This is a genomic window from Thermomicrobiales bacterium (assembly GCA_037045155.1).
Classification (GTDB): domain Bacteria; phylum Chloroflexota; class Chloroflexia; order Thermomicrobiales; family CFX8; genus JAMLIA01.
This window is the reverse complement of sequence record JBAOIG010000003.1, coordinates 1,284,051-1,305,743: the sequence shown is the minus strand read 5'-3', so window position 1 is coordinate 1,305,743 and position 21,693 is coordinate 1,284,051. Positions and strand designations below refer to the sequence as shown.

Here is a 21,693-nt window from a genome sequence, read left to right as displayed (position 1 = left end):
CGTCACAGCCGTACAGTCGCCGCGGTTAATCCCATCTGAAACCGGCAGAAGAGGATTTCATCTCGCTCACTCGGGTACTCAATAATCCTACCGACACTCAATTGTCCGTCGCTCGTGACCGCGATTGTCGAGAGCCGGCCGGTTGTGAATACCATGTCATGCCCCGCCACCTGCATATCGGGCAGTTGGTAGACGGGGATCATGAACTCGTTCGCGATGTCCGTCCAATGCGAGGCGTAGTCGGCGTAGGCGTTGCGTAAATCAACTCCGGCAGTATTGGGGTCGGTCTGGAGTAGCTCGAGATCGCGATTCTTCAGCTCGGTGTGAGAATCACGCCTCCACCGCTCGACATCTCCAACGACCCAGCGTTCGGCGGCATCGGGCGCGCGCAGCAGCTGAAGTGCAGTCTCTGGCGGTAGTGGCGTGGAGTCCTCGGATGTCCCCGCAGCGAAGGCGATGCGTGGCACATAATGGATGAGGCGACCTGAGGAATATCCGGCCGGCCCTCGCGGCCGTGGTGCGCGCCTGAGCTGCAGCCCGATCTGCGTCAGCCGTTCGTTGACGTTCTTCATATGTCGCTGCGCCGCCGAGATCGTTTTCAGGTGCCAGTGGCTATCGACCAGCTGTATTTCGCGGCTCAGTGCGTCGGTCTCTCGTTGTCCGACGCGCTGAGTCGCGGCGAGAATACCCTGATACGCCCGAGTCCAGCGCATGTGCGCATCCCAGATGGACGACGCGCCGGCTGCGAGGGTCAGTCCGATGAAGAGCAAGAGGACGATGACACGCAGCAGCACAACCTGGTCAGTGATATTCGGGCCGAGCCACAATATATCGGCCCTGGTCGCCAGTTCGGCCAGTCGCCCGGTCATCGACCAGAGCAACGCAACCCCGCCGAAGAGTACGAGTGCGGTGAACGCCGCCAGCAACGCCATGTTCGGCCTGCGAGACATCTCGATGCTCAAGGATTGAAAAGAACCCTCCAAAGAGATGTGGGCATTCGCCTGTGTGTCCAGACGCAACCCCTCGGTGTACTGTTGTTGTGGGCGACGGTCTTCGGCCAGATGTAGATGCTGCCGATCGATCCACTCGTGCAGATAGGGGATCGGCTGGTCAATCTTCGGGTCGCTCCAGAGCGCGCTCGCCTGGTGGTCGATCACATCCCGGACCCGGTGGCGCTCCGTAGCTGATGCCTCGCGCAACTCGCGCAGCACGCTGGAGAAATCGGTGCGCACCCTCCGCTGCCAGCCGTCGAGTTGCGCGATCCAGGAGCCCGCGTCCCCGAGGACGCGCCGCAGCTCGCGCTCCGGATCGCCCCAGAGACTCGGCGCGCCGCCGAACGACGCCTTCGGCCCGCCGGACAGCGACGCGCCGATCCGGGCGCTGGCGTCGTTGCTCATCTGCGGTCGATTGACGCTGAAGATCGGCGGTTTCCAGTGTGCCGCGACACGCGCTTTGGGATCGGTCTGACGTAATCCGAACTCCGAGACGTGCCGCGTCGCGGAGCGATCGGCGATCTCCGCATCTCGCGACCGAATGGAGGAGACGGCGATACGCCCGAAGATGCCGAGTTGGTCCGCGTTGTTGGCGATGACGATGACGTTATTCGGACTTGCCACGGCGAGGTCTACTGGCACGACATTCCCCGGCAAATTGCTGAGGATGAGTGCCTGACAGGCGAGCGCGCCGGCCTCATCGACCTCGTACTGCTCCAGCGCGAACCCACTGGCGAGCAGCGCCTGCACGACGTACACCTGTGATTTGTCGGCGATCGACGCCGAGTGAATCTCACCTGCGAGCCGCTGGAGGAATTCGCTGGATATCCCCCCGCGCTCGACCGCCGTATCGAGCAGCACCATCGTCAGCGCGAACGGGCGAGTGTTGATGTTCAGCTGCCGGGCTGCCGGAACGATCGTCTCAAGCAGAAGCTGCCTCGCATCTGCCCCGTCCTCCCCGGAGATCTGCGCCAGCACGATCCAGTGGATCCGCTGCGCGTCGCCGGAGGTCTGGCCGCGGAGCACCCGATCCAGCTCGAGGTCAACCTGCTCCGGCGCGATCGTGGCGATGCGGTCGTCATCGGAATCCACCGCGCTCAGCGCGACGAGGCGGACCGCCGGCATGGCCGGCAGCCAGTCAGCCAGCAGCATGGTCGGCCGCATGGCGGCGTCACCGACCGCCATCACCAGTACTGGACGCTGCAGCGCAGTGGTCACGCTCATCGGTGGCCGTTCAGGTCCTGTTGCAATCCCACCATGGCGTCGCGCATCAACACGAGCGTGTCCTTCTTCGGATCCTCCCCGATCGGCATCTCGCCGATCTGCCGGTCAATCACGTCGATGCGGTTACTGATTCGATGGCACTGCTCGCTGGTGAGGAGCTTTGACCATCCGGCGTTGACCACGACTGCGAACTCTTTGAGCTCGTCGGAGCGATCGTGCAACCGCCGGATGGCCGCGTAGATATCCTGTGCGTATGGGTAGTAGACATGCTTGCTGGCCGAGGTGGCGATATCGAACGATCCCCCGACCTTGTTCTCCCGGGCATAGTCCAACTCCAGCGCGATGCCCAGCGTCTCGACCACCCGCCGCAGGGTTGTCTGCGTCGCGGCGTCCGCATGCCGTTTCTGCTCGGCGAGCTGATCGATACGCTGCTGCATGCCCTCGAGCGAGAGGTCATCCGGCAGCACGCCGACGTAGCGCTGGTCGATGTAGACGTGGCCCTTTTGTTTGGTCCAGGTTCGCTCGCTATTGGCCATTTGCTGGCGCTCGTCGTCATTGATCATGAACAGCGGAGCGCCCCACTCGCGAGACGACACGAAGAAGTGGTGGATCGATTGCCCCGACGTGTCCGGCGCGGACCCACCGCTGAGCATTCCTTTGAGCGCTTCCTTGAGAGTTTTCAACGCCTCGGACGCATCTGGAGCATCGAACGGCTCCTTGGCATAGGAAGCCTGCACGGAATGAATGATGTGGTAGAGATCCTGGTAGCGCTCCTGATTCGCCCGGCTCAGCGACCAGTAGGGGACCGCCGCGGCGATACATGAGCTGACCCGTGACTGCATGTACTGGGTGAGCCTGCGGGCAGCATCGCCAGTGCCCGGTACGCCGCCAACCGCATCGAGGAACGTGTCGACCTTACCCAGCCCGACCCGCGCGTAGAACTCATGCTCCATCGCATCCCAGATGGACATGCTCTGGACGGTGGCGCTGAACTGATCGGCTGCCTTGTTCCTTGCGTCCCTAACGGCGCTGCTCACTGCGGTGCTGAGATGTGCGGCCTCCTGTGCCTGCGTGCCGCGTTGGTTGGCGGGCTTGAGCAGCCAGGTCCGCAAAGAGCTGCCGCTGGTGGTAAATCCGACCGCAATGTCCCTGAGCGCCTGAGAATCTGGCGTCTGAGCGTTCGTGATGTCGCGAGCAAAGACCTCGTCGACCAGCGCCCGGTCGGCAAGGACGCGATCCTGCTGTGCCATCTGGCCGCGAGACTGCTTGAAGTGGTCGTCGAGACCAAGTCTCAGATCTACTCGCTGTCGTTCCAGCTCGGTAATCGCCTGCTCCAGCGCGGTACGCAGACGGGCGACATGGGCATTGAGGTTCGTGAGTAGCGAGAGCTCCGCACTGGCCTCGGCAATATCTCGCTGCGTGCTGACATACGGTCGCCACCAGGTGCTGAGGAACGCCTGCGCCTGAGCGTCCTGCTTGCCCTTGCCGCCGAACGGCGACTTGCCGCCCACCGTCAACCGCTCAATGGCCTCGTCGTATCTTCTGACCCCCAGATCGAGCTTCTGTCGAAGACCTGGACGGTTTGGCTCTGTGCTGTCGATCTCGTTCGTCAGTGCTTCAATGCGGTTGGCGAGACTGCCACTGATCCCGCGGAGCAGATCCGCAGCGTGGCGCAGTCCGTTGCCTCTGTTTTCCTCCAGCGTCGTGTTGACTGTGACCAGCAGCTGGCCCCAGAGCTCATTGAGGATGATCGGCTCGTTCCTGGCCAGAAGACCTCTGAGCGTCTTGAGCCAGGTGTCATCGACCAGGGATCGCTGGTTCCGAACGAGGGTAACCCAGCTCTTCCGGTCGACATTTTCGAACCTGGGCTCCGGAGCAGCTTCAGCCTGGTGCACCTGCCCGGTGGCGACGTCGGTATGGGCCTGCTTCAGTCGCTCGCGTAGCCTGACTTGCCCAGCGTTCGGGAGAACTTCTCGGTCTCCGTTATTGAGCCATCGACGTGCCTCGTCGCCGCGGTCCTGGCTGATCAACACGATCGAATCGAGCACGTGCAGCAGGAGATGGTCGCCGAGATACCCGGTCGTCTCGGGGACGGAGAAGACGATCGACGCCGCGCCCGCGCCGGCGAAGAGGACCGATTTGGTGGCCTTGCTGCCGTCGTCGACCGGCGGGCTTATCTTGTTATTCAACCCTCCGAGAATGTTGGAGATAAGTGAGTGGCTGGCGCTGGCCGCTGGAGAATCGACATCGAGGGCGATGCAGTCGGCGATCAGCTCGGTGTAGGCTCCGAAGGATGGCAGTGGCTTGCCGGCCTGATTGCTTTCAGCGAAGAGATAACAGAGGTCGAATGGCGTTTCGTTCTTGTGATCACTCCCGTTACCTGCGATGGGTGTGCCATTGAGATAGAAGAACGGCGCGATCGACGCTGGCCGATACTTCTCGGGCAACATCCACCAGTCTATCTCCCGCAGGGCTGCCGAGCAGTTGGCATAGATGTTGTCGCGCTGAAAATCGCCTGGTCCATGCTGCATGATGCTGGCCAGCGGGATGGCGCCGACGATATGCACGTCATCGTCCACGAGCGAGCGCAGATGCTGAGCGAGCGTCAGCATGATCCCGCTGCCGGTCCCACCCGATACCGAGCCGACGATGTAGACGAACACGGTAATCGCTGTGCCGATGCCGTAACCCGCTGTCTGGGCGTTGGCGCGCAGTTTATCAACCGAATCGGCGATCTGCTCGGCGTGCTTTCTGCCCAGCATGTAGTAGGCGAGACGGCCCTTGGCGCGCATGCCACCAGCGCCGTTGATGAATCCTCCCGGTTGTGTGACGTGCTCCGGCCACCACTTGTCCAGATTTCCAGTGCGGGATTTGATCATCGCGTCCGGCGATGCAGGCTTCAGTAGCAGCAGCTCGTTCTGGGTGAACCGGCTGTTGATCGCCGTGTTGTGGTCGATGTCGAGAGAGAAGATGCGAACGGACTTCTCGATCGCGTCTAGCTCAGCCTTTTCGGTCAACGGCGTTGCTCGGGCGCGGGCGAACTCTTTGAGGCGTTCCTTGACGCCGAGCGCGATCGCCGAGCCCTGGCCCCCGACGCCGACGATGATGGACGGTGGAATCATGAAGACTGGTCCCTTCTAAGCACCGAAGTACGAGCTATTTGATGGTGGTGGTGATGCCTTGCCGTCAAATGCATTGCCACTACCGCCGCTTTGCGCGGTCCGTCCGGCCCGGTCGTCTCGGTAGGTAAACGAGCCGGTGTTGGTCGTGATGTTATCCCCGTCATTCAGCTGGCATCGCATCGTGATCGCCGAGCCGTTGACCCGCAACTGGTTGTCGTCCGATGTGGACTCCGGGACCAGATAGGTCGCGTTTCGGAACATGCTGAGCACGGAGGTGCGGGGTGTCAGGCGGGCGACTGGCCCGAGGGCATTGATGTTGATGCCAGCGAGCGTGCCGACCTCGATCTCCCTCGGGAAGAATTTCGCGAGCATGCCTCGCTCTGACATTGGTCGCACGGTTTCCACTTGCCCATTGCCAGCGACAACCGTCGCGTTCTTCGGGAAGCGCGCGTGGAATTTCCAGAATAGCGCGAGCAGGATCAGCAGGAGCAGGACCAGCAGAGCAAGCAACTGTATGGGCCCAAAGGGATAGCGGATGGTGTACGAGTACCTGAGTTGGCCGTCGGCCGCGCCGTCGTTGCCGGCCGTCGCAATGGTCGCGTTGCCGCTGGTGACTGCGACGACCGCGGGCTGCTTGCTGCTGCCGGGGATGAAGCGCCCGCTGCTCGGCGGGGTGATGTCGTAGCCGACCTCCACCGAGGCAGTGGCGCGACCGTTCGCCGTGACGGTGATCGTGTCACGTGGCTGGGATGTCTCGGGATCGATGAGCCAGAATCGCCCGCTGTCGGCTGCGTCGCCGATTGTCGTGCGCAGGTCGACGCCAGCGTTCTGGCGCAGGGCCTCGTCATCGAACGTGACGATGAGCGTGGATGTCCCGGACAGTGGAGTATCTGAACCCGCTGTCACCGTGCCGAGATCGCCGCCACCCTGTCGATCGATAGTGATGCCGGCGACCGGCGTGGGTGTGGGTGTCGGTGGCACGGGTGTCGGCGTTGGTGGCACCGGCGTGGGCGTTAGCGGGACCAGTGTCGCCGTTGGCGGGATCGTCGCCGTCGGTTCGGGCGGCTGCCATGTGAAGGTGATCGGGATCGAGTTGTTCGCAAAGACCCAGTTGTCCTGAATCGGGTTCAGGCGCAGCACGCCATTGTATTGGCCACGCACGAGATTACCGCTGGCCGTGAAGGTGATGTTCATCGGCTGTGTCAGGTTGATCGTTGTCGGCGCGAATGTGATGCCCAGGTTGGCCGGCAGGATATTCAACACCGCACCGCGCGCCACGCCGTTGCTAACCGGCGCACCGCTCTTCAGCGTGAGTGAGATGGTGACGCCTGTGGGATGGTCGTAGAGGTTGCCGAGATCGATCGGATCGTCGGAGATCGAGATGACATCGGGGATGTTCGGGACAATCGTAATGCCCGGCGCTTGCTCGATGATCACCTTGTCAGCATCGGAAATCTGTTTGCCGAGATCGACGTAGACGGTGTTGAGATAGGGATACTCACCGGATTTGGAGTTGAAGATCTTGGCGAGCGACTCGGCGAAGTTCTGCCGGCACTGCTCGCCTTCTTCGTCGCCGTCGGTGTAGAGATAGATGGTCTGGATGCGATCGCCGCCGCCCTGGCCGGCGCTCCAATCGGCCAGTTTCTGGATCGCGTACTCGAGTGACTCGCAGATGTAGGTGCCGCGCCCGTCGGGAGTCATCCCGCTCAGGAACTCGTCGGCTTCCTTCCGCGTCTGCTCCGTCGATGGCGAGAGCTGGAATGTTGCCGTTGGATCGTTGCTCTGCGGTGGCCAGATACCCTTGATGCGCGGGCCGTCTGCAAACGGGATGAGCGCGAAGTGAACATCGTCGCCGAGGTAGCTGATCTGCCGGGAGACGCGGTTGCGAACCTCGTCCCAGATGTTGGCCGTTCCGCCTTCGCCCTTCATCGACACCGTCGTGTCGAGCAGGATGATGACATCGCGGCCCTGCGCCGCCTGCGCCGCACGGCCGGCCGACCCGGCCAGCAGCGTCGTCAGCAGTAACGCGACGAAGAGCATCGAGCGAAGCCGGGGTGACGTGACCCCTCTGGACTTCACATTCATGTATCTCGCCTACTCATCACGGACCGGGACAATCGGGTATCCGAAAGACGTCGCTGGCATTGCATGGCACACAAACTATCCCGGTCATTCATCCAACAGGCACAGTGGTCAAGGCTATTGATCTACCACATCTGCGTGGTGGCAGGGAATCGAATGGAACGGAAATGCCGTCGCGGCGCCGTCGTGAAGCGCGATTCGCACACCTCGTCGTCCCTTATCCGCTGCGCTGCAATCAGATCTGATTCCGTTGTTGGGCAAGTATATATCCTGCCGGCCAATTCTTGACGTCTTTTTCGCCGCCGATATCCGTAGCGAATAAGCGGCGCGACGATGGCTCCGGATCGTACGGTGATTTCTTCCGTTTACGGTCTGATTCGGGGACTATGGTTGGCGATACCGCCAGAGAGGACGGGGCCGCGCGAGATGTCTCGCGCGGCCCTGATTCGGAGGGTTCGATCTGAATGCCGCCCCGCGGCTACTCGCTCCTACCCCGCCTGCTTGAGCATGATCGTCGCGCGGCGCGGCTTTTCGACGGCGTCGATCGCCAGCTTGCGGGCGGATTCGCGCGCGGCGGCGCGGAAGGCCTCGGCCGGCGGCGACTCGGGCTCGGAGACGATGATCGGGTGACCGATATCGCCACCCTGACGGATGGCGGTGTCGAGCGGAATGCGGCCCAGCAGTGGCACCTCGTACCGCTCGGCAGTGCGCTCGCCGCCGCCGAAGCCGAAGATCTCCGATCGCTCTCCGCAGTGCGGGCAGACGAAGAAGGACATGTTCTCGACGATGCCCAGGATCGGCGTCTTCACCTCCTGGAACATCTGGATGCCCTTGATCGCGTCGGCCAGCGCAACGTCCTGCGGGGTCGTGACGATGACCGCGCCGGATAGTGGGATCTTCTGGACCAGCGTCAGCTGGACATCCCCGGTGCCGGGCGGCAGGTCGATGATCAGATAGTCCAGCTCGCCCCAGTCAACCTCGTTGAGGAACTGGTTGATGAGCTGGGCGACAAGCGGGCCGCGCCAGATCAGGGCCCGGTTGGCATCGAGCAGGAAGCCGATCGACATCAGCTTTACGCCGAATGCTTCCAACGGGATAATCTTGTTGTTGTTCATGAATGGCCGGGCGCTGGTGCCCATCATCAGCGGGATGCTCGGGCCGTAGACGTCAGCGTCCAGCAGGCCGACGCGAGCGCCATCCTGAGCCAGCGCGACGGCGAGGTTGACGGCAACCGTCGACTTGCCGACGCCGCCCTTGCCAGACGCAACGGCGATTGTGTTCTTGACGCCGGGGATTGGCGTCTTGTCCGGCGCGCCACGCCCGCTGGCTCGCACGCGGGAGCTGAACTCGATCTCGAGGCTCGTCATCCCCGGCAGTGGCGCAGCTGCCTCGCGCAAGTCGCTTTCGATCTTGCCCTTCAGCGGGCAGGCCGGCGTCGTCAGCTCGACGTGGATTTTCACCGCGCCGCCATCGACAACGACCTCCTTAACCATATTCAGCTCGACGAGGCTGCGGCGAAAGTCCGGATCCTGGACCGGCCGGATCGCCTCGATCACTAACTCCTGGGTAAGTCCTGACATGCGGTTGTATATCCCTCCCGTGATCATCCGCTCCGGGTATTGCCGCGCGGATTGTGGCATCGACCCGGGTATTACGCCAATTCTGCCGCAGAATGCCGCCTTTCTCAACGTTGACGTTGCGAAAGGCGGCGAAGTCGTTCAGTGTGGCGACACGGTACACTCCCGCCGATGATGACGAACGTGACAGACACCGGTGATGCCGGGCGGATGCTGCGCCCGCGTCCGCGCGAGCGGCGCTGGTTTCGTGTGCTGCGCGTCGTGCTTCACGTAGCCGCGCTGGGTGGGCTGGCAATGGCCATCGTCGGGTCATACGTTGCCGAACCATACTTCACCCGTGGTGCCGAGACGGGGTCGACCTGGGACCCGATTCCCTGGACCGGCGAAAACCCGATGGCGGTCAACACCTTCCTGAACGACGAGCCGGATCCGGCGAACGTCGAGCGGACGCTGGATATGGTGCGTGATGGCGGGTTCGGCATGATTCGCCAGCTGGTTGGCTGGTACGAGATCGAGCCGCAACCAGGGGTATTCGTCGATGCACAGGGGCGCTCGACCTGGGAGAAGTACGACCGGATCGTCGACGGCGCGGCTGCGCGCGGCATCGATGTGCTGGCGCGGCTGGAGAAGCCGCCAGCCTGGGCGCTGGCCGGCCGGCCGAACCCCGCGATCGAGGGTCCGCCTGACAATCTGGCCGACTATGGCGCATTCGTCGAGCGATTCGTCGAGCGTTATCGCGGCAAGGTTCGCTTCGTCCAGATCTGGAACGAGCCGAATCTCAAGGGGGAGTGGGGCGGTGGGCCGATTGATCCGGAGGCCTACGTCCAACTGCTCAAGGTTGGCTATGAAGCGGCCAAGCACGCAGACCCGGATATCGTCGTTGTGATGGCCGGCCTTGCGCCGACCGACCAGCTCGGCCCGTCCAACCTGAGCGACCTCCTCTTTCTCCAGCAGATGTACGACGCGGGCGCGGCCAGCTACTTCGACGTCGCGGCGGCGATGGTCTATGGGTATGGCTATTCTCCGTGGGATCGTCGCGTTTCCTTCGAGCGCAACAACTTCTCCCGGCCGATCCAGACGCGCGAGATCATGGAGCGCAACGGTGATCGGGACAAGCCGCTCTGGGCGGTCGAGTACGGCTGGGTGTCGTTGCCGAGCGGCTGGGCCGGCGATCCGTCACCCTGGGGCAAGCCAGTGTCGGAGACGACTCAGGCGGACTATCTGGTCCAGGGCTATCTGCGGGCGCAGAGTGAGTGGCCCTGGATGGGCAGGATGGCGGTTTGGGCGTTGCGCTTCCCGTCCCAGCCGGACGACCCGGATCAAGCGCACAACCCGACTCGCGGGTTCGGCATCGTCAATCACGATTTCTCGCCACAGCCGGCCTACACGGCCCTCCAGCGTGCTGCTCCGACGATCCACGCGACCGGAGTCGGGTCGCATCCGTTTTCCAACGCGCAGGTCGAGCGTCTTCTGGATCGCGAGTCGGTCAAGCTCCGCGTCGTCGGGGATCGCATCGACCTGGTGGCCGGCGGCGCTGGGACGTTCGGGGTAACGATCGACGGGGTCGAACGGGGGGATGTCCGGCTTGACGACACCGGCCGCGTCACCCTTGCTCGCGGCCTTGGCGACGGAGTCCACGATGTCGTGCTCCGCGCCAGCCCATCGTCCGGGGCTAATCTCGTTCCGATCGGCTTCATCGTGTCGGCGTCGTCGATCCAGGGCTGGATTTACCCATGGATCAATGGAGCGCTGGCGGTCGCGATCGTCTTGAATATCGCGTCGGTCGTGTGGATGATTCGCGACTACCGAGCGCAACGCGCGCGAAGCGGGTAAGCGTCGACGCTGCGGCCTACTCCAGCAGCACGTATTCCTGGTCCATCTGCCAATCGAGCGCTGGCCCGAGCTCCAGCTCCAGCCGTGGGCGAAGCGGGTCGATCCGTTTTTCGAGGGTCAGCGAGACGACGTGGCGATCGTCAAGGTCGAGGCAGTCGCAGAGCGCGTCGAGCGCGATCTTGAGGCCACCGTCGAGATCACGCTTGAACGGGGTCTCGAAGTAGAAGGCAAGGTCGCAGGCGAACGGCCGGCCACGCACTTCGTCGAGCCAGCCCTCGCCGATTGTGCCCTGCTCCAATAGCCGCTGGATGATGACACGGGTGTCCTTGCGGAATGCCTTTGCCTCGCTGCTGAGCACCCGACGGCGGCCAACCGTGACGTACTGGTTGTTGACGCTCGGTGGCAGCGGAAGGGTCAGTCGCAGAGTCTTCACCGACGACGCCATGTATCATCGTGCCCTGCCGGGCCTGGCGCAGTGGTGATGATGCAGGGATGGGCGATTCGATGGCGAGCGAGCGATTGCAGGTCGCGGTGCTGCTGTCCGGCACAGGCCGGACGCTGGAGAACCTGCTGGATCGTCGGGCAACGGGCGAGCTGGATATCGACATCCCGATCGTCGTCTCCAGCCGACCGTCGGTCCGCGGCATCGAGATCGCGCAAGCGGCTGGAATCGATACCCACGTCGTCACGCGCAAACAGTGCCCCACTCCGTCGGCGATGAGCGCGCGGCTGCGTGAGCTGCTCGCGCCGCACGGCATCGGACTGATCGCTCTGGCCGGCTATCTGTCGCGGCTTGAGATCCTCCCGGAATGGGAAGGGCGGATGATCAACGTCCACCCGTCGCTGTTGCCCCTGTTTGGTGGTCATGGCCAGTACGGTGGGCGGGTTCATGAGGCGGTGTTGGCGGCCGGGGTGAAAGTCTCTGGCTGCACGGTCCACTTCGTAGACGCGGAGTATGACGCCGGCCCGATCATCCTCCAACGGTGCGTGGCGGTAGCCGAGGACGACACGCCCGATACGCTCGGCGCGCGTGTCTTCGCCGCCGAACAGGTGGCGTACCCGGAGGCAATCCAGATGTTCCAGACCGGGCGATTGCGCATCGAGGGACGGCGTGTGCGCGTGATCGATGCGCCAATCTGAGCCCGCCGCTCCGGTGGGCCGGGTGATCACCCGAGCTTGCCGGTAAGCCCCTTTAGCTTCGCGCCCAGCTTTCCCGTCACCGAGCGAATCTCGGTAACTGCCTCGTCCATCGTTTCGTGGGCCGCGTCGCGTGGCTCCAGGTCCAACCCATGATCGGATGGCATGATGATCGCCAGCACGGCATAGAGCAGAATTGTTGAGCCACCGAGGAAGACTCCGACCGCGAAGATCAACCGAAGGAACGTCGGATCGATGTCGAAGTGCTCGCCGATCCCGCCGCAGACGCCGAGGAGCATCTTGTCCGACGAGCTGCGATGAAGCCGTTTCTTCGACGGCGTTGGGGTCACGTTGAGATCAGCAGGCTGATTCTCGTCCATTTTTCCCTCCATTTCAGTGCGTGGCACGATCATACAACGTCCGCGCGAGCAGTGTGGTTGCGTGGCGGCTGAGCCAGTTGTATACGTTCGTCAGTGGGAGGATCGTTGGCTGCGATGTTGAAGGAGAGCAGGAAGGCCGCGTGAGTCTGTCGGAACACGTCGTTACGAACGCCGTCGTGCGACGGCCGGTTGAGCGCGAGACGATTCGGGTCGGTGTCATTGGCGCAGGCTTTGGAGCGAGCGTCCATGTTCCTGCCTTGCGACGCGTGCCGGGGGTTACCGTCGCTGCAATTTGCGGCGCTCACGCCGGCCGGATCCGTGATGTCGCCGCGGAGCTGGAGATCCCTGCTTCATTTAGCGACTACCGTGAGCTGTTCGAATCCGGCGCCATCGACGCGGTGACGATCGCAACGCCGCCACACCTTCACCATCCAGTGGCGCTGGCCGCCTGCGAAGCTGGCCTCCATGTCCTTTGCGAGAAGCCGATGGCTCGTAGCGTCGCTGAGGCGCGCGACATGTTGCGGATGGCTCGCGAGGCCGGGGTCTGCCATGCCGTTGCCCATCAGATGCGCCACGATCCCGCGCGCCACCGGCTCAAAGAGCTGCTGGATGACGGATTCATCGGCCGGCTGCACTCGGTGTCCGTCATGGTCTACCGTTCGGCGCTCGCCGACCCGACCCGGCGCACATCCGGCTGGCTGACCGACGCTGCGAGCGCCGGGGGTGTCCTTTCGGCGATTGGCTCGCACTATATCGACGCGCTGCGCTGGTGGTTCGGCGATATCCACTGGGTGGCCGGCGCAGTGTCAACCGCCATCCCGGAACGCGCGATTAGTGGACGCGAGGGGTTGCTGCCGGTTGATGCCGACGACAACACGGCGTTTGTCGTGCGCTTCTCCAACGGAGCGCTCGGCTCTGTCCATATCTCCTATACCTCAGCGGTTGATATCGGCGAGGAGATCATCGCCACAGGGAGTGACGGTGTCCTGATCATCCAGGACAATGGCCGGCTCTTCGGCGCGCGCCGTGGCGAACGGATTCAGAACCTGCTGCCGGCCTATGTCCCCGGCTCCGGTGATCGATCCGGCCCGGCGCGTCATATCCGCGCGTTCTCTATCCTCGTTGGTGAGTGGATCCTGGCGATGCGCACGGGCGCGGAGGCGTCGCCTTCGTTCGACGACGGCGCGAAGGTGCAAGAGGTGCTGGACGCGGTGTCGCGCTCACAGCAGTTGAGCCGCTGGATCGACCTCAGCGGCAACAAGTGGCCCGTCTGACGGTCGTCGATTCTCGTGGCACAGTATAGCTGGATCGCGTGAGACGTATCTCGACAAGAGCGGAGCATGACCTTGGGATACCGTGAGGACCTTGATACCCCGGCGCTGGTGGTGCACGAGGAAATCCTCCAGCACAACCTGCACAGGATGGCCGACTATGCCGCGGCGAAAGAAATCGCGTTGCGGCCGCACTTCAAGACGCATAAGACCGCGGCGGTTGCCGTCATGCAGAAGTCGCTGGGCGCTGGCGGCATCACCTGCGCCAAGCTCGGCGAGGCCGAGGCGCTGGCCGATGCTGGCGTCTACGATGATTTCTTCGTCGCCAACCAGATCGTCGGCCCGCTCAAGCTGAAGCGACTTGTCGCGTTGATGGACCGCGCGAAAGTCCGCGTCGCCGTCGACACCGCGGACGTGGCCGCCGGCCTCAACGCAGCGATGGCCGATGCGGGCAAGACGCTGGACGTCATCATCGAGCTGAACACCGGCCAGGATCGAGCGGGGATCAGGCCGGGCGACGAGGCGCTGACGCTGGCCGAGGTGATCCGCGCGGGGATGCCGCATCTGCGTGTCATCGGGTTGATGACCCACGAGGGGCAGGTCAACAACACCGCGGGGATCGAGGGGATGACTGAGACCGCCCTCGCCGCCGGCCACGCCATCATCGACACTGCCGAACTGCTGCGTGAGCACGGCTTCGACATCAGTGTCGTCAGCGTTGGCTCGACGCCGGCCGCGTTCACAACCACGACGCTCGAAGGCGTCAGCGAGATGCGACCCGGCACCTACGTGTTCAACGATCGCAACTACCTGCGCTTCGGCCTCAGCCCCGACGACTGCGCGTTGCGTATTCTCGCGACCGTCACCAGCCGCCCCGCGCCCGACCGCGCCATCGTTGACGCCGGCTCGAAGACACTTACCAGCGACATGGCCATGGGCATCCCCGGCCACGGGCTCATCGTCGAGTACCCCGAGGCCGTGATCGTCCGGATCAGCGAGGAGCACGGCGTCATGCAACTGCCGGAGTCGGCACAGGGACTCAAGGTCGGCGACAAGGTCGAGATCATTCCGAATCACGTCTGCCCGACCGTGAATCTGCAAGATGAGATCTATCTCGTCCGCGACGGCGAAGTCGTCGAGACGTGGCCGGTGATCGCGCGGGGCAAGGTGCGATAGCGAGGCCCCCACCCCCTGCCCCCTCTGCCAATTCTGGGAGAGGGGGAGAGTGTCAAAAGAATGCCCATCCCGAGTCATCCCGCTTTCGATGCTGGGAGAGGAGTCGGGAATGAGCGCCAACAAGGAGGCACGGATGGCCACAAGCCTGCCGAAGCGCGCCGATGTCGCGCCGGAACAGACCTGGGATATCGAGAGCATCTTTGCCACAGCAGCGGATTGGGAGGCGTCGTATTCCGCTGTTTCCGCCCGAACCGGAGAGCTTGACGTCTATCACGGCCGGCTCGGCGAGTCGGCAGACACGCTGCTGGAAGCGCTGGTCCGGCGCGACGCGCTGATAGCCGACGTCTGGCAGCTGGCGCTCTACGCAAACATGCGCGTGGCTGAGGACGCCACCAACGGTGCCTCCCTGGCGCTCAACGACCGGGCCGATGGCCTGTTTTCGCGCATTGAGGCGGCAGCGGCCTTTGTCGAGCCGGAGATTCTGTCGATCGATCCGGAGATGCTGGCCGGCTGGGTGAAATCAACCACCGGCCTGCGCGAGTACGCCCACTACCTCGACAAGCTGGGCCGGCAGCGCCCGCATGTGCGCTCGGCCGAGGTCGAGCAGGTTCTGGCGATGGCCAGCGAGCCGCTGGCGACCTTCTCGTCGGTTCGCACGGCGCTGTCCGAGGCCGACCTGAAGCTCGGCACGATCGAGGATGCCCACGGCGCGAAGGTCGAGCTTGGCCAGGGCAGCCTGGCAGAGTACATCCATAACGCCGACCGACGGGTCCGGCAAGCCGCCTGGGAGACATCGGCCGATGCCTACCTGTCGATGAAGAACACGTTCGCCGCCAACTACTCAGGCGCGGTCAAGCGCGCGGTTCTGATGGCCCGCGCGCACAATTATGAGTCTGCGCTTGCGGCATCGCTATCGCCGAACGCGATCCCGCTGGAGGTCTTCCACAACCTTCTCGACACAGTCTGGAAGAACTTCCCCACCTGGCAGCGCTACTTCCGGGTGCGCGCGAAGCTGCTCGGGATCGATCAGGCGCACGCCTGGGACATTTCCGAGTCGCCGATCCAGCCGGCCGGCGCGCCGCCGCAGCGGAAGATCGGCTTCAACGAAGGCATCGACATCGTCTCCGCCTCCCTGGCGCCGCTCGGCGCTGACTACGTTCGCACCGTTCAGCAGGGTGTCGAGGACCGCTGGGTCGACTACGCCGTCAACGCGGGCAAGGTGGGTGGCGCATTCTCGACCGGTATGCCAGGTCACCACCCGTTCATTATGATGAGCTGGCACGATGATCTCGGCAGCGTCTCGACCCTGATCCACGAAATTGGCCACTCGCTGCACTCTCACTACACCTGGAACAACCAGCCGTTGGTCTATTCCAGCTACAGCATGTTCGTCGCCGAGGTGGCCTCCAACATGAATCAGGCGCTGATGGGCGCTCACCTGCTGGAGACCGTGGACGATCCCTACTTCCTGACCACCGTCATCGAGGAGCGCATGGGCAACAATCTGCGCTATCTCTTCACGATGCCGATCCTGGCCAGATTCGAGCTGGAGACGCACACGAGCATCGAGCACGGCGAGGCGCTGACGGCGGAGGGGCTCATCGAATTGATGGCCGATCTGTATGCAGAGGCCTATGGCGATGCGGTTGCCCTCGATCGCCAACGTCAGGGAATCACCTGGGCGCGCTTCCCGCACCTGTTTGCCAACTACTACGTGTTTCAGTACGCAACAGGAATCGCGGCTGCCGCTCAGCTTGCCCAGCAGGTGCGGAGCGGCGGACCGGAAGCCGCCGCGCGGTACATCGAGTTCCTGAAGACCGGCGACGCCGACTATCCGGTGGAGGCGCTGAAGAAGGCCGGCATCGACATGAGCACTCCGGCCCCGATCCAGGCCGCCTTCGACATCCTGGCCGGCTACGTCGACCGGCTGGAGCAGTTGGTCGGGTGATGTCTACGGGCGATCTCGCCTCACCACGTAGTCTGTCACCGCCAATCTGCTGGATCGGGAACCTCACTCTCGATTTGTCTTCCTGAACCGCAGTGAAGGATCTCCCCACGGTCGTATGCAGCAGAGTGGGGAGATCTTTGGACCCAGTGGGCGCCCGACGCGGGCTGGATCGCGTACCCGCTGCTGTGAGTGTGGCAACGTAGAGGGCAGCGAGGGGAGCATCGGCGGGCGATGGCCAATTTGACGCAGATCAGCGACAATAGCGGCGGACGCTCGCTAGGCCGCAGTGGCGCGTTGATCGGGTTGGTGTTCGGCGCGGGGCTCGGGTCGTTGCGGATGTTTCTCGATGACTCGCCGGACGCAGTCTCGACCGGCAACCTCGCGTTCCTGGCTGCCTTCGTGGCGCCGTTTGCCCTCGCGCTCGGTGCACTGCGGCTGAACCGCGCAACGATGCGCGCGGCCGTCTGGCTGGGGTGTGGGGCGCTCGGCCTGGCAGGATCGATCGTCGCGTTTTCTGGCGTGAGCCTCGTGCTGATCCTTCCGGGCGGGCTGTTGCTCGCAGCCGCAATTCAGGCGCTTGGAGCGAGGGACACGTCTCCGGAGTGGCCGGCCGCATTGATCGCGGTCTGGATCGTCGCGACTGGCGTCCTCGCCTTCCTCGCGCTCTTCCAGCACGAGGATCCCCGTTCATGGACGAATGGCAACGTGTCGTACGGAACCAGTGATGTCATAACCCGGGCAGAGGGCATGACAAGCCTCGGCGTCTGGCTGGCGTCGCTCGTTGTCCTGGCGACCGCTCTCTGGCTCTGGGAGATGATGGCTCGGCGTTCCTAGCCTCCACCCCTCGTCCTGCTAGACTCTGATCTGATAGACGTCGAGGGACAAGGGGACGCGAGCGTGGCACAAACACCAGAGCAATTGAACGCGCCTGCGCAATCCCGCGCCGGGCAATATCGCGAGCGGCATGAGCAGCTGGAGGAGCAGGGCGCGGCAGCAGCCGACAAGCAAGCCGGCCGCGGCAAGCTCTCGGCCCGCGAGCGCATCGAGCGGCTGCTCGATCCCGGTTCGTTCATCGAGTACGACGCTTTTGTCCAGCACCGCTCGACCTACTTCGGGATGCAGGAGCGGCGGCCCTACGGTGATGGGGTTGTCACCGGCGTCGGCAAGATCGACGGTCGCGACGTTGCCGTCTTCTCGCAGGACTTCACCGTTCTCGGCGGCTCGCTTGGCGAGGCATTTGCCGAGAAGATGGTCAAGATCATGGATCTGGCGCTGAAGATCGGCTGTCCGATCATCGGCATCAACGACTCGGCCGGGGCGCGGATTCAGGAGGGGGTCGAGGGGCTGGCCGGCTATGGCGAGGTGTTCTGGCGCAATGTCCAGGCCTCCGGCGTCGTCCCGCAGCTCTCGATCATCGCCGGCCCGTGCGCTGGCGGAGCGGTTTACTCGCCGGCCATGACCGACTTCGTCTTCATGGTCGAGGACATCTCGCAGATGTTCATTACCGGCCCGGATGTCATCAAGACAGTCACCGGTGAGGACGTGACCCACGAGCAGCTCGGTGGCGGGATGACGCACAATTCAGTATCGGGTGTCGCCCATTTCCTCGGGCGCGACGAGGAGGACACCTTCGAGCTCGTTCGCGCCGTCCTTTCCTATCTGCCATCGAACAATCTCGACCACCTGCCAGCGTTCCCGCCGGCCGACGATCCCGATCGCGACGATCCTGAGCTGGATGAGATCGTCCCCGAGGAGTCGACCAAGCCATACGACATGCGCGATGTTATCAGCAGGGTGGTGGACGACGGAGAATTCCTGGAGGTGCAGTCGCTCTGGGCGCGGAACATCCTCATCGGGTTCGCTCGACTGAACGGGCGGCCGGTTGGCATCGTCGCGAACCAGCCGAAAGTGCTGGCCGGCACGTTAGATATCGATGCGTCCGAGAAGGCTGCCCGCTTCGTTCGCTTCTGTGATGCGTTCAATATCCCGCTGGTGACGTTCGAAGATGTTCCCGGATTCTTGCCGGGCGTCAACCAGGAGCACGGCGGGATCATCCGTCATGGATCGAAATTGCTCTACGCCTACTGCGAGGCGACCGTGCCGAAGGTGACGGTCATCACCCGCAAGGCGTATGGCGGGGCCTATGTCGTGATGAGCTCGCAGTCGATTCGTTCCGACCTGAGCGTCGCCTGGCCGACAGCCGAGATTGCCGTGATGGGCTCCGATGCGGCGGTCCGCTTGATCTCGCGACGCGAGATCGCGGCAGCGGATGACCCGGCGGCGAAGGAGCGTGAGCTGATCGCCGAGTACCGCGAGCAGTTTGCCAGCCCATGGCAGGCGGCCGGCCGTGGCTATATCGAGGCGGTTATCCCTCCGCGCGAAACACGACGCTGGCTGATCCGATCGTTGGAGATGCTGCGCAACAAGCGCGAGGAACGCCCGAAGCGCAAGCACGGGAACATCCCGCTATGACCCGCGACACCGAACACGAAGACCTGCCCGAGGCCGTTGTCGCCGCCATCGTCGCCCTCCTCGCAAGCGTCAACGGGAGGGATGACGAGCCGGTAGAGGCATCCGACTGGGCGCGGTCGGGCCTTGTCGCTCCGACATGGCGCGGCGATGCGGAGTGGGGGCGGTAGGCCCTCACCCCCGGCCCCTCTCCCAACCTTGGGAGAGGGGAGAGTGGGTTATCGGTACTGAGAATGGCAACCGACACGTGAGACATCCGACATCCGTCCTCTCCCAGCGTTGGGAGAGGGGCGGGTGGGTTAGTGGCACTGAGAATGGCAACCGACACGTGAGACATATGACATCCCCCCTCTCCCAGCGTTGGGAGAGGGGGCAGGGGGTGAGGGCCAATGCCTGACTTGCGCAAAGTCCTGGTCGCCAACCGTGGAGAGATTGCGATTCGGGTAATGCGGGCCTGCCGCGAAGAGGGGCTCGTCAGCGTGGCAGTCGTCTCCGAGGGGGAGGGTAGTCCGCGCCACGCACGCTATGCAGACGAGGTGGTGACGCTGGTCTCGGCCAACCCGCTACCCTATCTCGACATGGACGCGATCCTGCGGGCAGCGACGGAGACGGGCGCGGACGCGGTCCACCCAGGCTATGGCTTTCTGGCCGAGAACGCCGTCTTCGCCCGCGCGTGTGCAGAGGCGGGACTCATCTTCGTTGGCCCGCCGGCCAGCGCCATCGCGACAATGGGCGACAAGGTTCGCGCTCGTGAGACAGCGCTCGCGGCCGGCATCCCTGTCGTCCCCGGCACCGACGGCGAGGTGGACGTCACCGGCGCGCGCGTATTCGGCGACGAGCACGGATACCCGATCGCGATCAAGGCGTCGGCCGGTGGTGGCGGGCGAGGCTTCCGTGTCGCCTGGTCGGCGGACGAGGTCGACGACGCGTGGCGGGGCGCCAGCGGCGAGGCGACGCGCTACTTCAGTAACCCGGCCGTCTACGTCGAGCGCTATTTTGACCATCCTCGCCATATCGAGATCCAGGTCATGGCCGACCAGCACGGCGCTGTCGTCGGCCTCGGCGAACGCGACTGCTCGATCCAGCGTCGACACCAGAAGCTGGTCGAGGAGAGTCCGTCCCCGGCGATCGACGCCGAGATGCGCGCGACGATGAACCGCACCGCAGAGCAGCTCGCCCGCGCTGTCGGCTACGTGAGCGCCGGAACGCTCGAGTTCCTTGTCCAGGATGGCAAGTTCTACTTTCTGGAGATGAACACGCGCATCCAGGTCGAGCATCCGGTTACCGAACAGGTTACCGGGATTGATCTCGTCCGCGAGCAGCTGCGGGTCGCGGCCGGCAAGCCGCTGTCGTTCGACGCTGCGCCGCAGCCGTGGGGCCACGCGATCGAGTGCCGGATCAATGCCGAGGACCCGGCGAATGACTTCAAGCCGACTCCCGGGCCGCTTCGCGCATTCCGCCGGCCAGAAGGGTTCGGAATTCGCGTAGACACCGGCTTCGACGAAGGTGGCGCGATCGACCCGCGCTTCGACTCGCTGATCGCTAAGCTGATCGTCTGGGGTCGCGATCGGGCAGAGGCGCTCTCGCGACTCGACCGGGCCCTGGAGGACTTTCAGGTCGAGGGGGTCGCGACAACGATACCGCTCTTTCGCGCGCTGATACGCACGCCGAAGTTCGCCTCCGGTGACTACGACACGCGAACACTCGAACAGTCCGGCCTGGCGGCTCGAGTCGCGCCATTCACCCAGCCGTCCATCGAACCGGTGGACGATGGCGTGGTGATGGTTGAGGTTGACGGTCGCGCCTACCGGGTCCGGCTGCCGGATGGTCTCGGCGTCGCGTCCAGCAGCCGGGCAGCGCGCCGGCCTGCGCGGGCGGGGCGGTCGGGTGGGGCGCAAGTCGTCGCGCCGACCAGCAACGAGCTCCGTAGCCCGATCCAGGGGACAGTGCTGTCGATCGCGGTCGAGCAGGGTGCGGCCGTTGAGACTGGTCAGCTCATCTGCGTCGTCGAGGCGATGAAGATGGAGAATGAGATCACGGCGCACCAGTCCGGCACCGTCACCGAGCTGGCGGTCGAGCCGGGCGCAACGATCCAGACCGGCGCGACAATCGCCGTTATCATGCCGGCGGACTGATTCTTCGAACCTGGACGGATTGCGCCCCTCCCGAGTGGGCATGTCCGAACGCCAGCGGCGGTAGCCTGTCAGGGCCAATCTGGCGGATCGGTCGTCACGTCGTTCACCTGTCATCGTAATCTCGCACGCACCGGATCCTCCCCCGTTTGCCGCCGGCTGGGGGAGGATCTTTTGCTGCGCGGTTCGACTCATGCGGGCTGGCCAAGAGCGCGACCTCGGTCGCCTGATGCTTGTACGTACACCCTTTTCATGTCATACTGTGGATAACTGTGGGGGGAAGTGGGGATAAGTGGGGCGGTATGTGGATAACCGCCCGATTGGCGATAGCGACGACGCGGCGTGACGCG

At 64.0% G+C, this 21,693-nt stretch carries 15 protein-coding genes; 9 read left to right on the top strand and 6 right to left on the bottom strand.

The annotated features are described in order from the left end of the window. Positions 1-2: 2 nt before the first annotated feature. The 4 genes from V9F06_09260 to apbC all read right to left on the bottom strand — a co-directional run bounded on the left by V9F06_09260 (position 3) and on the right by apbC (position 9,000). Entirely contained in the window at positions 3-2,216 is a 2,214-nt protein-coding gene (locus V9F06_09260; GenBank protein ID MEI2617805.1) for a hypothetical protein, read from the bottom strand. Then, positions 2,213-5,338, bottom strand: a complete 3,126-nt coding sequence (locus V9F06_09255) for a tubulin-like doman-containing protein (protein ID MEI2617804.1) — start codon at positions 5,336-5,338, stop codon at positions 2,213-2,215. Before V9F06_09255 ends, V9F06_09260 begins: the two co-directional genes overlap by 4 nt. A gap of 15 nt (positions 5,339-5,353) precedes the next feature. After that, on the bottom strand, positions 5,354-7,423 hold the full coding sequence (locus V9F06_09250) for a vWA domain-containing protein (GenBank protein ID MEI2617803.1): 2,070 nt from the start codon (positions 7,421-7,423) through the stop codon (positions 5,354-5,356). Positions 7,424-7,908: 485 nt separating this feature from the next. Further along, the gene (gene apbC, locus V9F06_09245; GenBank protein MEI2617802.1) at positions 7,909-9,000 is read right to left on the bottom strand and encodes an iron-sulfur cluster carrier protein ApbC; all 1,092 of its coding nucleotides are present in this window, start codon (positions 8,998-9,000) and stop codon (positions 7,909-7,911) included. Between the two features lie 180 nt (positions 9,001-9,180). Between apbC and V9F06_09240 the strand changes: the two genes are divergently transcribed. Next, entirely contained in the window at positions 9,181-10,830 is a 1,650-nt protein-coding gene (locus tag V9F06_09240) for a cellulase family glycosylhydrolase (protein ID MEI2617801.1), read from the top strand. A gap of 16 nt (positions 10,831-10,846) precedes the next feature. Here the strand turns inward: V9F06_09240 and V9F06_09235 are convergent, their stop codons facing one another. Next, a complete protein-coding gene (locus V9F06_09235; protein MEI2617800.1) occupies positions 10,847-11,263 on the bottom strand; it encodes a RusA family crossover junction endodeoxyribonuclease in 417 nt (138 codons plus the stop codon). A 71-nt stretch (positions 11,264-11,334) separates the two neighbouring features. On the opposite strand from V9F06_09235, the gene purN reads away from it, so the two are divergent. Next, positions 11,335-11,970, top strand: a complete 636-nt coding sequence (purN, locus tag V9F06_09230) for a phosphoribosylglycinamide formyltransferase (GenBank protein ID MEI2617799.1) — start codon at positions 11,335-11,337, stop codon at positions 11,968-11,970. Between the two features lie 26 nt (positions 11,971-11,996). On the opposite strand, the gene V9F06_09225 is transcribed toward purN, so the two are convergent. Further along, the gene (locus tag V9F06_09225; GenBank protein MEI2617798.1) at positions 11,997-12,347 is read right to left on the bottom strand and encodes a PspC domain-containing protein; all 351 of its coding nucleotides are present in this window, start codon (positions 12,345-12,347) and stop codon (positions 11,997-11,999) included. A gap of 140 nt (positions 12,348-12,487) precedes the next feature. Here V9F06_09225 and V9F06_09220 point away from each other — a divergent pair, with 140 nt between their 5' ends. From V9F06_09220 to V9F06_09190, 7 genes are all read left to right on the top strand, one after another. Then, complete coding sequence (locus tag V9F06_09220) at positions 12,488-13,621, top strand: Gfo/Idh/MocA family oxidoreductase (protein MEI2617797.1); 1,134 nt, start codon at positions 12,488-12,490, stop codon at positions 13,619-13,621. A 66-nt stretch (positions 13,622-13,687) separates the two neighbouring features. Then, entirely contained in the window at positions 13,688-14,794 is a 1,107-nt protein-coding gene (locus V9F06_09215; protein MEI2617796.1) for an alanine racemase, read from the top strand. A 109-nt stretch (positions 14,795-14,903) separates the two neighbouring features. Continuing rightward, entirely contained in the window at positions 14,904-16,742 is a 1,839-nt protein-coding gene (gene pepF, locus V9F06_09210; protein MEI2617795.1) for an oligoendopeptidase F, read from the top strand. 231 nt (positions 16,743-16,973) lie between these two features. Next, on the top strand, positions 16,974-17,576 hold the full coding sequence (locus V9F06_09205; GenBank protein ID MEI2617794.1) for a hypothetical protein: 603 nt from the start codon (positions 16,974-16,976) through the stop codon (positions 17,574-17,576). A 63-nt stretch (positions 17,577-17,639) separates the two neighbouring features. Further along, positions 17,640-19,214 (top strand): acyl-CoA carboxylase subunit beta, encoded by a 1,575-nt coding sequence (locus V9F06_09200; GenBank protein ID MEI2617793.1) that lies wholly within the window; start codon positions 17,640-17,642, stop codon positions 19,212-19,214. Then, the gene (locus tag V9F06_09195; protein ID MEI2617792.1) at positions 19,211-19,381 is read left to right on the top strand and encodes a hypothetical protein; all 171 of its coding nucleotides are present in this window, start codon (positions 19,211-19,213) and stop codon (positions 19,379-19,381) included. The genes V9F06_09200 and V9F06_09195 overlap by 4 nt, the downstream gene beginning before the upstream one ends. 219 nt (positions 19,382-19,600) lie before the next feature. Beyond that, the gene (locus tag V9F06_09190; GenBank protein ID MEI2617791.1) at positions 19,601-21,346 is read left to right on the top strand and encodes a biotin carboxylase N-terminal domain-containing protein; all 1,746 of its coding nucleotides are present in this window, start codon (positions 19,601-19,603) and stop codon (positions 21,344-21,346) included. Positions 21,347-21,693: the final 347 nt, after the last annotated feature.

What these genes read in the sequence shown, in the direction of transcription:
- V9F06_09260 (MEI2617805.1), bottom strand. Translation starts at nt 2,216, where the DNA reads ATGAGCGTGACCACTGCGCTGCAGCGTCCAGTACTGGTGATGGCGGTC.
- V9F06_09215 (MEI2617796.1), top strand. Translation starts at nt 13,688, where the DNA reads ATGACCTTGGGATACCGTGAGGACCTTGATACCCCGGCGCTGGTGGTG.
- V9F06_09195 (MEI2617792.1), top strand. Translation starts at nt 19,211, where the DNA reads ATGACCCGCGACACCGAACACGAAGACCTGCCCGAGGCCGTTGTCGCC.
- V9F06_09225 (MEI2617798.1), bottom strand. Translation starts at nt 12,347, where the DNA reads ATGGACGAGAATCAGCCTGCTGATCTCAACGTGACCCCAACGCCGTCG.
- V9F06_09255 (MEI2617804.1), bottom strand. Translation starts at nt 5,338, where the DNA reads ATGATTCCACCGTCCATCATCGTCGGCGTCGGGGGCCAGGGCTCGGCG.
- apbC (MEI2617802.1), bottom strand. Translation starts at nt 9,000, where the DNA reads ATGTCAGGACTTACCCAGGAGTTAGTGATCGAGGCGATCCGGCCGGTC.
- pepF (MEI2617795.1), top strand. Translation starts at nt 14,904, where the DNA reads ATGAGCGCCAACAAGGAGGCACGGATGGCCACAAGCCTGCCGAAGCGC.
- V9F06_09250 (MEI2617803.1), bottom strand. Translation starts at nt 7,423, where the DNA reads ATGAATGTGAAGTCCAGAGGGGTCACGTCACCCCGGCTTCGCTCGATG.
- purN (MEI2617799.1), top strand. Translation starts at nt 11,335, where the DNA reads ATGGCGAGCGAGCGATTGCAGGTCGCGGTGCTGCTGTCCGGCACAGGC.
- V9F06_09205 (MEI2617794.1), top strand. Translation starts at nt 16,974, where the DNA reads ATGGCCAATTTGACGCAGATCAGCGACAATAGCGGCGGACGCTCGCTA.
- V9F06_09190 (MEI2617791.1), top strand. Translation starts at nt 19,601, where the DNA reads ATGCCTGACTTGCGCAAAGTCCTGGTCGCCAACCGTGGAGAGATTGCG.